General features: G+C 59.2%; 14 protein-coding genes. 9 read left to right on the top strand and 5 right to left on the bottom strand.

Annotated features, from left to right (window positions below; all coding sequences use genetic code 11):
* Positions 1–109 precede the first annotated feature (109 nt).
* Positions 110–643: a GNAT family N-acetyltransferase gene (locus tag AC2TEL_RS12935; protein WP_480840172.1), complete on the top strand. Its 534-nt coding sequence runs from the start codon at positions 110–112 to the stop codon at positions 641–643.
* A 155-nt stretch (positions 644–798) separates the two neighbouring features.
* Positions 799–966, top strand: coding sequence for a hypothetical protein (locus AC2TEL_RS12940; protein WP_480840170.1), 168 nt, complete (start codon positions 799–801; stop codon positions 964–966).
* Here AC2TEL_RS12940 and AC2TEL_RS12945 read toward each other — a convergent pair.
* From AC2TEL_RS12945 to mazG, 3 genes are all read right to left on the bottom strand, one after another.
* Complete coding sequence (locus AC2TEL_RS12945) at positions 963–1412, bottom strand: GNAT family N-acetyltransferase (protein ID WP_480840168.1); 450 nt, start codon at positions 1410–1412, stop codon at positions 963–965. The two genes, AC2TEL_RS12940 and AC2TEL_RS12945, sit on opposite strands and share 4 nt — an antisense overlap.
* A complete protein-coding gene (locus AC2TEL_RS12950; RefSeq protein ID WP_480840166.1) occupies positions 1409–2350 on the bottom strand; it encodes a nucleoside hydrolase in 942 nt (313 codons plus the stop codon). Before AC2TEL_RS12950 ends, AC2TEL_RS12945 begins: the two co-directional genes overlap by 4 nt.
* A 63-nt stretch (positions 2351–2413) precedes the next feature.
* Positions 2414–3271, bottom strand: coding sequence for a nucleoside triphosphate pyrophosphohydrolase (mazG, locus tag AC2TEL_RS12955; RefSeq protein ID WP_480904316.1), 858 nt, complete (start codon positions 3269–3271; stop codon positions 2414–2416).
* A 66-nt stretch (positions 3272–3337) separates the two neighbouring features.
* Here mazG and AC2TEL_RS12960 point away from each other — a divergent pair, with 66 nt between their 5' ends.
* The 4 genes from AC2TEL_RS12960 to AC2TEL_RS12975 all read left to right on the top strand — a co-directional run bounded on the left by AC2TEL_RS12960 (position 3338) and on the right by AC2TEL_RS12975 (position 7020).
* On the top strand, positions 3338–4501 hold the full coding sequence (locus AC2TEL_RS12960; protein ID WP_480904319.1) for a M20 aminoacylase family protein: 1164 nt from the start codon (positions 3338–3340) through the stop codon (positions 4499–4501).
* A gap of 53 nt (positions 4502–4554) precedes the next feature.
* Positions 4555–5517: an agmatinase gene (speB, locus tag AC2TEL_RS12965; protein ID WP_480840161.1), complete on the top strand. Its 963-nt coding sequence runs from the start codon at positions 4555–4557 to the stop codon at positions 5515–5517.
* Positions 5518–5602: 85 nt separating this feature from the next.
* Positions 5603–6550, top strand: a complete 948-nt coding sequence (gene speB, locus AC2TEL_RS12970; protein WP_480904322.1) for an agmatinase — start codon at positions 5603–5605, stop codon at positions 6548–6550.
* Between the two features lie 62 nt (positions 6551–6612).
* Entirely contained in the window at positions 6613–7020 is a 408-nt protein-coding gene (locus tag AC2TEL_RS12975; protein ID WP_480904324.1) for a DUF1499 domain-containing protein, read from the top strand.
* On the opposite strand, the gene AC2TEL_RS12980 is transcribed toward AC2TEL_RS12975, so the two are convergent.
* Entirely contained in the window at positions 6961–7248 is a 288-nt protein-coding gene (locus AC2TEL_RS12980) for a hypothetical protein (protein WP_480840155.1), read from the bottom strand. The genes AC2TEL_RS12975 and AC2TEL_RS12980 overlap by 60 nt on opposite strands.
* Before the next feature lie 63 nt (positions 7249–7311).
* Between AC2TEL_RS12980 and prfA the strand changes: the two genes are divergently transcribed.
* The 3 genes from prfA to AC2TEL_RS12995 all read left to right on the top strand — a co-directional run bounded on the left by prfA (position 7312) and on the right by AC2TEL_RS12995 (position 10031).
* Positions 7312–8367: a peptide chain release factor 1 gene (gene prfA, locus AC2TEL_RS12985; RefSeq protein WP_480840251.1), complete on the top strand. Its 1056-nt coding sequence runs from the start codon at positions 7312–7314 to the stop codon at positions 8365–8367.
* Positions 8364–9209: a peptide chain release factor N(5)-glutamine methyltransferase gene (gene prmC, locus AC2TEL_RS12990; protein ID WP_480904327.1), complete on the top strand. Its 846-nt coding sequence runs from the start codon at positions 8364–8366 to the stop codon at positions 9207–9209. The genes prfA and prmC overlap by 4 nt, the downstream gene beginning before the upstream one ends.
* 240 nt (positions 9210–9449) lie before the next feature.
* A complete protein-coding gene (locus tag AC2TEL_RS12995; protein WP_480904330.1) occupies positions 9450–10031 on the top strand; it encodes a DUF4167 domain-containing protein in 582 nt (193 codons plus the stop codon).
* Between the two features lie 70 nt (positions 10032–10101).
* Here AC2TEL_RS12995 and rsmA read toward each other — a convergent pair whose 3' ends face one another.
* The gene (gene rsmA, locus AC2TEL_RS13000) at positions 10102–10944 is read right to left on the bottom strand and encodes a 16S rRNA (adenine(1518)-N(6)/adenine(1519)-N(6))-dimethyltransferase RsmA (RefSeq protein WP_480904333.1); all 843 of its coding nucleotides are present in this window, start codon (positions 10942–10944) and stop codon (positions 10102–10104) included.
* Between the last annotated feature and the right edge of the window lie 65 nt (positions 10945–11009).

The raw sequence follows: 11009 nt of genomic DNA on the forward strand, positions 1-11009 counted from the left end.
CATCGAAGAAAGCCTCGGTGAGGTTGCGGAATACGCAGGCAAGGCGATCCTTCGCATGTGATGTGCGTGGTGCTAAGGTGATCCTCGGTTGCTGTTTGAGGATCGCCATTTGCTGAAGATCATAGAACCCAAGGCGCCGGACCACTTCGATGCGGTTCGGCGTTTGTGTTGGGAATATCGGGATTTCCTGTTGTCGCTGGACGACAGGTCGGCACAGATTGTCGAGACTGTCTATCCGTACGAAAAATATAAGCGCCTGATGGAGGCTGTTGAGACAGAACATACCCCGCCTTGTGGCGGCGCCCGGTTGGCTATGCTGGACGGGCAGGCGGTCGGCTGCGGTATGTTTCACGCGCTGGAACCCGGTGTTGCCGAAATCAAACGGGTCTTTGTCAACGACAAAGCGCGCGGGACCGGGGCGGGGTGCGCCATCATGCTGGCGCTGATCGAACAGTGCCGTGATGACGGGTATGGCTATATCCGAATGGACACGGGCAAGCCCCTTGAAGCTGCGACTCGCTTATACCTGTCTTTGGGCTTCAAGTTGCGTGATGCTTATTCCGATATCCCCGAGGTTGCCAAAGACCATCTTCTGTTCTTCGAAATGGCGCTGGCGTCCGATAAAACCGGAGAGTGCCGTTAACCGGCTGTTTTTTATTCAGAACACCTGATTTCATCGGTCCTAGCAGGCCTAAATGTCATGATGCGATCATCATAAAGATCGTTATGTGTGAACTTGTACCTAAGAAACGCGACACACGTAGCCTATACTCCGGACATTGCAGTAAGGGGGCTACAATGTCTGTATCAAAGATCCTTCTGACGATTTCAGCACTCTCAATCAGTTTCCTGGCCGCTTGTGCAGGACCCGACACCTATCCGATCACAGGAGCAGAAGTTTCTCAGGATGACCCGGTCAGGGGGATGTACAATCCGGATCTGATTTTCCGCGGAGAGTCCCGCTAAAGCGTTCTGCTCATCAGCATGTAGCGTTCGCGGGGCTTGAAACCTGAACGAAAATATAGCTTCTGGGCTGCCTCGTTGGTGCGGTCGACTTCAAGATGCAGGGCGGTCAGCCCCGCCTCGGCAAGGGCTTTGGGGAGCTCTTGCAGAACTTCGGTTGCGATGCCGCGGCCACGCACGGCCGGGCGGATGTAAATCTCGTCCACAAACCCATCCATGCCCCCGAATTCGACCGACCAGCCGAAAGTCAGAATGATGTATCCCAGCGGGGCACGGCCGGGGCCGATCAGATAAACGCATCCATGAGGGATGCCTTCGAGAAGCGGCAGCAGGGCTTCGCGCCTTTGATCGGCATCCTGCTCGATACCTGCTTCGACATGAAAGGCTGAAACCAGAGTCATCAGACGGTCCAGGTCCTCGGGGCGGGCAAGGCGGAGCGCAGCACTCATAGTTTCGCCAACCGCTCGGTGAGCAGGGCAAAAAAGCCATCCGCGTCTATCTCGCCCATGAATATGGCATTCGGAGGGTGATCGGTGACCCGCCACCAGTCTGCGACGGTCATTCCCATGGTCAGTTCGGACTGTGTTTCGATTTGCACGTTGATATGGCGACCCTCGAACAGGTCCGGCCGGATCAGGTACGCGGTCACGCAGGGATCATGCAGCGGGGCACCTTCGGAGCCGTATTTTTCCTTGTCGAACCGCTCAAAAAAATCCGTCATTTCGGCCACTGCATGACCGACTTTTGAGTTCAGTGCGCGGAAGGCATCGTTGCGCTGTTTCGTGACCAACGCATCATGAGTAACGTCCAGCGGCATCACCACGATATGAACGCCGGATTTGAAAACAATATCTGCCGCTTCCGGATCGACGTAAATGTTGAACTCGGCAGCGGGTGTGATGTTGCCGACCTCAAAATACGCCCCGCCCATCAGCACGATTTCCTGAACCCGGTCGATGATGTCGGGCGCTTTTTCAAAGGCCGTCGCAATATTGGTCAGAGGGCCCAATGGGCAGAGCGTTACCGTTCCCGGTTCATGCGCGCGCAATGTGTCGACGATGAAATCGGCGGCGTGGCCATCAGCCAGCGGCATTTCCGGATCGGGCAGAACGGGTCCGTCCAGACCCGTTTTTCCGTGTACATGCTCGGCGGTCACCAAGGGCCGTTTCAGCGGGCGGTCACACCCGGCATAGACAGGAATGTGGCTGTGCCCGGCCAGTTCGCAGACTATACGGGCGTTCTTGGCGGTCAACTCCAGCGGCACGTTTCCGGCAACAGCTGTGATACCCAGAACTTCGATCTCTTCGGGGCTTGCCAGCGCCAGCAGAATGGCGACGGCGTCGTCCTGCCCGGGGTCGGTGTCGATGATGATTTTGCGCGGTGCCATGGCTGCCCTCCGGGGTATTGAAGGGCGGACACTGACAAGAGCGGCCCGCGTTGTCCAGTGGTTTTAGGCGCCGGTCGCGGCATCCACAGGCGGGAGTTTGCCGTTGGCCCGATGCTCTTCGTTTTTGACCTCATCCCACAGCGCGTCCATCTCGGCCAGATCGCTCTGCACGGGTGTTCTGCCGCGTTCCGCCAGCCGCGCCTCGACCTTTCCGAACCTGCGGGTGAATTTGGCGTTGGTGCGTCGCAGGGCGGCTTCGGGTTCGATGCCCAGATGACGCCCCAGATTGACCATCACGAACAGCAGGTCCCCGAATTCATCTTCCAGCGCATCTGCGTCCTTGCTGTCGCGTGCCTCTTCCAGTTCCGCGGCCTCTTCGGTGATCTTGGCAAGTACGTGGCTGGCGTCGGGCCAGTCGAAGCCCACCCGTGCCGCGCGTTTTTGCAGCTTATAGGCGCGCAACAGGGCGGGCAGGTTGGATGCCACCCCATCCAGCGCACCTTTTTGTTCTTTGCCGGTGCGTTCTGCGGCCTTGATGGCCTCCCAATCCACGGTTTGCTGATCGGCGGATTTATCGCGGGATTCGTCGCCGAATACATGTGGATGACGGGCGACCATCTTGTCCGACATGGAGCGCACCACGTCCTGAAAAGCGAAATGCCCCGCTTCCTCGGCCATTTGGGCGTGAAACACCGACTGGAACAGCAAATCGCCCAGTTCGCCCTTCAACTCGTCCCACGCCTGCCGTTCAATGGCGTCGGCGACCTCGTAGGCTTCTTCGATCGTATAGGGTGCGATGGTGGCGAAATCCTGTTCGATGTCCCATGGGCAGCCCGTTTCCGGGTCGCGCAGACGGCGCATGATTTCCAGTAAACGCTCGATCCCGGCGTCCGAGTCATGGATCAGCGGATTTTCAACCATTGCGAAGCCCCTTATTCCGGTGTCAGATGCATCCATCTCGCAGCTTGGATCAGGAGTCCACCCCAGATGCCCGTCGTCAACCGCATTGCTGAATTCACCGCCGATATGACCGAATGGCGCCAGCACCTGCATTCGATCCCCGAACTGGAGTTCGAATGCTACGAGACCTCGGCCTTTGTGGCTGAGCGTTTGCGCGAGTTCGGAGTGGATGAACTGCACGAGGGAATTGCCAAGACGGGAATCGTCGCCATCATCAACGGGCAGGGAGAAGGTCCGACGATCGGTCTGCGCGCAGATATGGACGCGCTACCGATTCCGGAAGAGACCGGCGTCGGCTATGCCTCGAAGAACCCGGGCAAGATGCATGCCTGCGGTCATGACGGGCACACCACGATGCTGCTGGGTGCCGCACGCTATCTGGCGGAAACGCGGAATTTCAGGGGCCGGGTCGCGCTCATCTTTCAGCCCGCCGAGGAAGAAGGTGGCGGCGCCGGGGTGATGGTTGAAGAAGGTGTCATGGATCGGTTCGACATTTCCCAGGTCTATGCGCTGCACAATGCGCCCGGGTTTGAAGAGGGTACGTTCTACACGACGCCGGGCCCGATCATGGCGGCCGTCGACACGTTCGAGGTGCATATTCAGGGCGTCGGCGGCCATGGCGCCATGCCGCATGAAACCCGTGATCCGGTGATGGCGGCTTGTGGTATTGCACAGGCGATGCAGACCATCGTCAGCCGCAATCACTACGCGCTGGACGATCTGGTGGTGTCGGTTACGCAGATACATACGGGAACGGTGAACAACGTGATCCCGGACACGGCGTATATCAACGGCACGGTGCGCACTTTCGACCCTGCCGTTCAGAAAATGGTTATGGAACGGATGGAGCAAATCGTGCAGGGGCAGGCCACCTCTTACGGGGTCGAGGCGCGGCTTGAATATCAAGTGAGCTATCCTGCCACGGTCAACGACGCTGAAAAGGTTGCTTTCGCCGCCGACGTTGCCCGCGAGGTTTCGGGTGCTGAACGCGTTAGTGCCAATTCCGGTCGCGAAATGGGGGCCGAGGACTTTTCCTACATGCTGCAGGTACGGCCCGGTGCCTACTTGTTCTTGGGGCAGGGCGAGGGCGCGGGCCTGCACCACCCGAAATACAACTTCAACGATGAAATCGCGCCGGTGGGTGCATCCTTTTTTGCGAAAATCGTGGAAAAGGCGCTGCCTGTGGCTTGACGTTAACGCGCGTCGCCAGCCCATCGGGAACTTTGGAAGGAAGAAAACCCGATATGGCATTGGAAGATGCAAAGAACCAGGTGGACGAGGCGTTCACCAACCCGGATCTTAAAGGTCTGTCTAATGAGAATACCTTTGGTGGTGCGACGTCGTTCCTGCGCCGTCTCTATACAAAGGATCTCAAAGGCGTCGACATTGCGGTGACCGGTGTGCCGTTCGATCAGGCGGTTACCAACCGTCCCGGCACTCGGCTGGGTCCTCGCGCCATCCGCGAGGCCAGCGCGCTGCAGTCGCCCGATGCGCCATACGGCTGGCCCTTTGACGCGCTCAGCGAACTGGCAATCGTGGACTACGGTGACATGGCCTATGACTACGCCAATATCCCGGCCTTTCCGGATACACTGACTGATCATATCCGAACCATTCTGGCGGCTGATGTGGCTTCTGTCGCCTTGGGTGGGGATCACTATATCAGCTTCCCGATCCTCAAGGCTTATGCCGAGAAATATGGGCCGATGTCTTTGCTGCAGTTCGATGCGCATACGGACACATGGGCCGATGACGACATGTCCCGTGTGGATCACGGGACAATGTTCTACAAGGCCGTGAAATCGGGGATCGTCGACCCGAAGCGATCCGTTCAGGTGGGCATTCGTACAACAAACGAGGATACGCTGGGCGTCAACATCATCGACGCCCGCGAGGTTTACGAATCCGGCCCGGCCGCCGTGGCCCAAAAGATCAAAGGCATATTGGGCGACAGCCCGGTTTATCTGAGCTTCGACATCGATGGGCTGGACCCGGCTTTTGCGCCCGGCACCGGTACGCCCGTTTGGGGCGGGCTGAGTTCGATTCAGGCGCAGATCATCCTGCGGGACATCGCCGGGATCAACATCAAGGGGGGCGACGTCGTCGAGGTCTCACCCCCGTTTGACACATCGGGCGCGACGGCGATTGCCGGGGCGCATGTGGCAACGCAGATCATCTGCTTGTTGGGGTGGAACAAGCTGATTTAGGGGTTTTTGCGCAAGGCATTAACTTTTGGTTAGCCATACTTCCGGTATTTGCAGACCCAACGGGCCGGATGGGAGAACAACACGCATGACAGACTACAATCAACCGATCAGCGGTAACGACCTTGCGCGGTTTTCCGGGCCGAACACGTTTATGCGTTTGCCGCAGGCGTCTTCGCTTGATGGGCTTGACGTGGCAGTTCTGGGGGTTCCGATGGACATCGGCACCTCGTGGCGGTCGGGGACGCGGTTCGGGCCAAAACAGATCCGCAGCGAAAGCGCTATGATCCGGCCCTACAATATGGCGACGTTCGCTGCACCTTTTGACAGCCTGCAAATCGCGGATATTGGCGATCTGGCGATAAATACGTTCTCGCTGGCAGACAGTCTGAAGATCATCAAGAATAGCTATGACGGTATTCTGGCGCAGGGTGTGATCCCGGTTGCCATGGGTGGGGATCACTCTATTACACTGCCGATCCTGCGCGCGATTGCCGCCAAGCACGGCCCGGTCGCACTTGTGCATGTCGATGCCCATGCCGACGTCAATGACGAAATGTTCGGTGAGCGTGAGACCCACGGCACTGTCTTCCGTCGCGCCTACGAGGAAGGGCTGATCGTTCCCGACAAGACTTTCCAGATCGGTATCCGCGGCTCGGGCTATGCCGCCAGCGATTTTACCGAGGCCCAGACCTGGGGATTCCGTCAGTTTCCCGCGTGGGATCTGTGGCAGCAAAACCTGACCGAGATCGGCTCGCAAATCCGCAAAACGGTTGAGGACCATCCGATCTATGTTTCATATGACATCGACAGCCTGGACCCGGCTTACGCACCGGGTACCGGAACGCCCGAAATTGGTGGATTAACAACGCCTCAGGCGCTGCAGTTGATCCATGCACTGGCGGGGATGAACGTGGTGGGCTGCGATCTGGTCGAGGTGTCTCCACCCTATGATCCCTCGGGAAACACAGCGTTGACTGCGGCAAACCTGTTATTCGAGCTTTTGTGCATTCTGCCTGGAGTGACGTCGCGATAAGCGGCTCGGTGGGTTGTGCCATTCATTGTTCGCGGTACTTTTCCCAAAAGTATGAGAACAGGATGAAGATGATCATTCCATTGCTGCTGGTGGGGCTGCTGGTGTCACTCGGCGCCTATGTTCGGCTGACCCCATCCAACCCTGACCGTTGGCATGTCGCGCCAGTTGGCGATGTGGACCGGGATATGAAAGGCGGCGTTCTACGCGTCGTCGAAACCGGTCCAGGCGGATTGGCTCGTTTGGATGCGATCGCGCGTGACACCGCGCGGACCAAAGTTGTTGCGGGATCTGTGGCGGAGGGAATGATCACTTATGTCACACGTACGCCCGTATTGGGATTTCCGGACTACACAACTGCGCAGCAGGACGGAGATATCCTGCGTATTCATGCAAGGCTGCGGTTTGGGCGGTCAGATTTTGGGGTGAACCGGGATCGTGTCGAAGGGTGGCTTGTCTTGTTGCAACCCTGAGGACAAGCACCCTTCCTGCACCTCACGCCACATCGGTACGTTCAGCGACATCTGACACTGCGCCATGAACATGCGGCCGTCGACTTGCAGGCAAATCATCTCTCCCAACTCGACGCGTGACCCGGATTGGTCGGTACAATAGCAATCCTGAACCTTGCCGCCGGGGCCAATTACATCGGCCAAGGCAGGGGATGCACACAGGGTCAGAGCAAGCACAATCCGTTTCATGGCTCTAAGCTTAGCACGATGCAGCCCCTTGACCAAAGCCCCCGGATGATAGACACCGCCGTGATGATCCCCGAAGAACGCCTTGAACAGATAACTCAGCGATTCCAGTACCTCGAAGCGGCCATGGCCGATGGCGCCTCGGGCGGGGATATCGCGGCATTGGCCAAGGAATACTCGGACCTCAAGCCGGTGGTCGATCAGATCACCGCCTGGAGACAGCTGGTGGCCGATCTGGCCGAGGCCGAGGCGATGCTGGCCGATCCGGACATGAAGGAACTGGCCGAGGAAGAAATACCGCAGTTACAGGCGCGTATCCCCGAGGCCGAGCATGCGCTGCAACTGGCGTTGCTGCCCAAAGACGCGGCCGATGCGCGTCCGGCGATGCTCGAAATCCGGCCCGGAACCGGAGGCGACGAGGCGGCGCTGTTTGCCGGTGATCTGCTTCGTATGTATCAGCGCTATGCTGAGGCTCATGGCTGGCAGTTCGAGATTATCGAGGAACAGGCCTCGGACCTGGGCGGCATCAAAGAGGTTGTGGCCCATATCAAGGGCGACAATGTCTTTGCCCGGATGAAATACGAGTCCGGTGTGCATCGGGTGCAGCGCGTGCCCGAGACGGAAAGCGGCGGGCGGATTCATACCTCGGCGGCCACTGTGGCTGTGCTGCCCGAGGCGGAGGACGTTGATATCCAGATCGACGCGAATGATATTCGCATCGACACGATGCGCAGCTCGGGTGCGGGTGGGCAGCACGTGAACACGACGGATTCGGCTGTTCGGATCACGCACCTGCCCAGCGGTATCGTGGTCACCAGCTCGGAAAAGTCTCAGCACCGCAACCGCGAGATCGCGATGCAGGTTCTTAAAACGCGGCTTTATGATCTGGAGCGGCAGCGGATCGACAGCGAGCGTTCCGCGGATCGCGCCAGCCAGGTCGGCTCGGGCGACCGGTCCGAGCGGATCAGGACCTATAATTTCCCGCAGGGCCGGATGACGGACCACCGTATCAACCTGACGCTCTATAAGCTGGATCAGGTGATGCAGGGCGATCTGGACGAAGTAATCGACGCGCTGACCGCTGACGATCAGGCACGCTTACTGGCCGAGATGTCTCAATGACCGGGGCGCAGACAGCGGCACAGGCAATGGTTGCGGCCACAGCACGCCTGCGGGCGGCGGGTGTGCCCGATCCGGCTCGCGATGCGCGCCTTTTGCTGGCCCATGCCGCCCGCGTTGAAGCCAGCCGCGTGACCTTGATTGCGCCGGAAGAACTACCGCTGGATATCGCAGAACGTTACGACCAGTTGGTCTCGCTGCGCGCCATTCGGGTGCCGGTTTCGCATCTGTTGGGCGAGCGGGAGTTCTACGGCCGTCGTTTTCGTGTCAGCGGAGACGTGCTTGATCCGCGACCCGAGACCGAAGCTCTGATTGAAGCAGCGCTTAGTGAGCCATTCGATCACGTTTTGGATCTGGGAGTGGGTTCGGGCTGCATCCTGATCACTCTGCTGGCCGAACGCACCAGTGCCTCAGGCGTTGGAGTTGATCTGAGCGAGGCCGCATGTCTGCAAGCCAGCGCCAATGCGGTGCAGCATCAGGTGCAGACTCGGACCGAGATTCTCCAGTCAAATTGGTTTGGAAACATTGATGGGAAATTTGACCTTATTGTTTCTAATCCACCATATATCTCGGTTTCCGAGATGGACGAACTGTCCCCTGAAGTGCGCGAGCATGAGCCGCGATTGGCCCTGACGGATGAAGGCGATGGACTGGGTGCGTATCGCCAAATCGCGTCCGCTGCCCCTGATTTTCTGGTCCCGGGCGGGCGTATTCTGGTTGAGATCGGGCCGAAACAAGCTTCGGATGTCTCAGCTTTGTTCGATGCGGCTGGATTGTCGAATATTCGCGTAATCCACGATCTCGATGGCCGGGACCGGGTCGTGGGTGCCAAAATGCCTGGATAATGCGCGATTCTGCGGCTGAAAAACGCCGGTAATTGTAAAAAAGCTGCGAAATTTCTGACAAACCCCTTGTCTGCGCGCGCAGGACATGTTTACTCAGGATTAGTCGGCGAGGTTGACGCTGCTTCAGCGCACCCCTGACGCCAAGCCCAAAAAAGTCGATGACACGTTACGGGACAAGCCTCTGAGCAGCGTAAGGTACGGGTTGATCGACAGCGAATGACAAGGCTGACGTAAAATAAGATGAGATCCTCCAAATCCCGCTCGCGGGCCAAGAACAACCGCAATCGTCCTTCTGGCGGCAACGTCGTAAACCGGGTTTTTGACAGCTCGGGCCCCGAGGGCAAAGTGCGTGGCACACCGCAGCAGATCATTGACAAGTACAATCAGTTGGCGCGCGACGCTCAGCTCTCCAATGACCGTGTGGCCGCCGAGAACTTTCAGCAGCACGCCGAACACTACCTGCGGATGCTGAGCGAGGCACAGCGCGAGATCGAAGCCCGCCGAGAAGAACAGGAGCGGCAGAACCGCGAACGTCAGGCCGAGCGTGACCGTGAACGCGCCGAGCGTCAGGAACGCGAAGCAGCACGTCAGGCAGATCTGGCCGAAGCACCGCAACCGGATGTCATGAGCTTTGACGCTCCGGCCGAGGCGCCGGAAAGTGGTCTGGTCGAAACCCCTGAAAGCAAGGACAATGCCTCTGCGGCGGCGTCCGAAGCACCGGAGCGGAAGGAAAAGCCTGCGCGCAAACCCCGTGCCCGCAAACCCAAACCCGCGCCGGAGCCGGCTGCCGACAACGGCGACGCACCGGAGGCGGCGGAATAGTCGCTCCACATCATGTATTTGAAGACAAGGAGCCCTGGCCCAGTCGCCGGGGTTTTTTCTTCGCTTGATGTCAGGGGTTGCGAATTTCGCGGGCGAGCGCGCAGAACGCCTCCAACGGAACCTGTTCGGCGCGTTCTGTGGGCTTGATCCCAGCTGCGATCAGACGGTCTTCGATATCTGGCGCGACACCTTTCAGCGAGGCGCGCAGCATTTTGCGGCGCTGGTTGAAGGCCGCTGCCACCACACGCGACAGGGTAGCTGCGTCGGCCGGATAGCGCGGTTCTGGCAGGGCGGTCAGGTGGACCACGGCGCTGGAAACCTTGGGCGGAGGCGTGAATGCGCCGGGGGGCAGCGACATGGCAATGCGCGCCTCGGCCCGCCATTGGGCGAGGATGGCGAGGCGACCATAGGCCTTGCTGCCCGGATGGGCCGTGATGCGCTCGGCCACTTCGCGTTGAAACATCAGTGTCAGGCTCTGCCAGAACGAGGGCCATTCGGGCGGGGTCAACCAGCGGACCAGAAGCTCGGTGCCCACGTTGTAGGGCAGGTTGGCGGCGACGCGGATAGGTGGCGTCAAATGCGCCAGCGGGTCAAGTTCCAGCGCGTCACCGTTGATCACCTCGAGCCGACCGGGATAGGCAGCAGCGATATCGTTCAGTGCGGCGATGCAACGCGTGTCTTTTTCGACCGCTACAACTTTGCGCGCGCCTTCGGACAACAGACCGCGAGTCAGGCCACCGGGACCGGGGCCGATTTCCAGCACGTCGCATTCCGTCAGGTCGCCCGCCTGCCGCGCGATCTTGGCAGTCAGGTTCAGGTCCAGCAGAAAGTTCTGCCCCAGCGATTTGCGTGCTGAAAGCTGGTGAGTTGCGATGACTTCGCGCAACGGCGGGAGGGTGTCGATGGCGCTCATGATTGGTCTACCGTGGCGCGGAACGAACGGGGCGCGCCAGAGATTTCTTGCCTCCGGCAGGGATA

Source organism: Ruegeria sp. HKCCD9138 (genome assembly GCF_057220975.1).

Bases quoted from the DNA above. Each gene is read 5' to 3' on its own strand.
- AC2TEL_RS12960 (WP_480904319.1), top strand. From the start codon at position 3,338: ATGCCCGTCGTCAACCGCATTGCTGAATTCACCGCCGATATGACCGAA.
- AC2TEL_RS12945 (WP_480840168.1), bottom strand. From the start codon at position 1,412: ATGAGTGCTGCGCTCCGCCTTGCCCGCCCCGAGGACCTGGACCGTCTG.
- speB (WP_480904322.1), top strand. From the start codon at position 5,603: ATGACAGACTACAATCAACCGATCAGCGGTAACGACCTTGCGCGGTTT.
- AC2TEL_RS12950 (WP_480840166.1), bottom strand. From the start codon at position 2,350: ATGGCACCGCGCAAAATCATCATCGACACCGACCCCGGGCAGGACGAC.
- AC2TEL_RS12975 (WP_480904324.1), top strand. From the start codon at position 6,613: ATGAAGATGATCATTCCATTGCTGCTGGTGGGGCTGCTGGTGTCACTC.
- prmC (WP_480904327.1), top strand. From the start codon at position 8,364: ATGACCGGGGCGCAGACAGCGGCACAGGCAATGGTTGCGGCCACAGCA.
- AC2TEL_RS12980 (WP_480840155.1), bottom strand. From the start codon at position 7,248: ATGAAACGGATTGTGCTTGCTCTGACCCTGTGTGCATCCCCTGCCTTG.
- prfA (WP_480840251.1), top strand. From the start codon at position 7,312: ATGATCCCCGAAGAACGCCTTGAACAGATAACTCAGCGATTCCAGTAC.
- AC2TEL_RS12995 (WP_480904330.1), top strand. From the start codon at position 9,450: ATGAGATCCTCCAAATCCCGCTCGCGGGCCAAGAACAACCGCAATCGT.
- AC2TEL_RS12940 (WP_480840170.1), top strand. From the start codon at position 799: ATGTCTGTATCAAAGATCCTTCTGACGATTTCAGCACTCTCAATCAGT.
- speB (WP_480840161.1), top strand. From the start codon at position 4,555: ATGGCATTGGAAGATGCAAAGAACCAGGTGGACGAGGCGTTCACCAAC.
- mazG (WP_480904316.1), bottom strand. From the start codon at position 3,271: ATGGTTGAAAATCCGCTGATCCATGACTCGGACGCCGGGATCGAGCGT.
- rsmA (WP_480904333.1), bottom strand. From the start codon at position 10,944: ATGAGCGCCATCGACACCCTCCCGCCGTTGCGCGAAGTCATCGCAACT.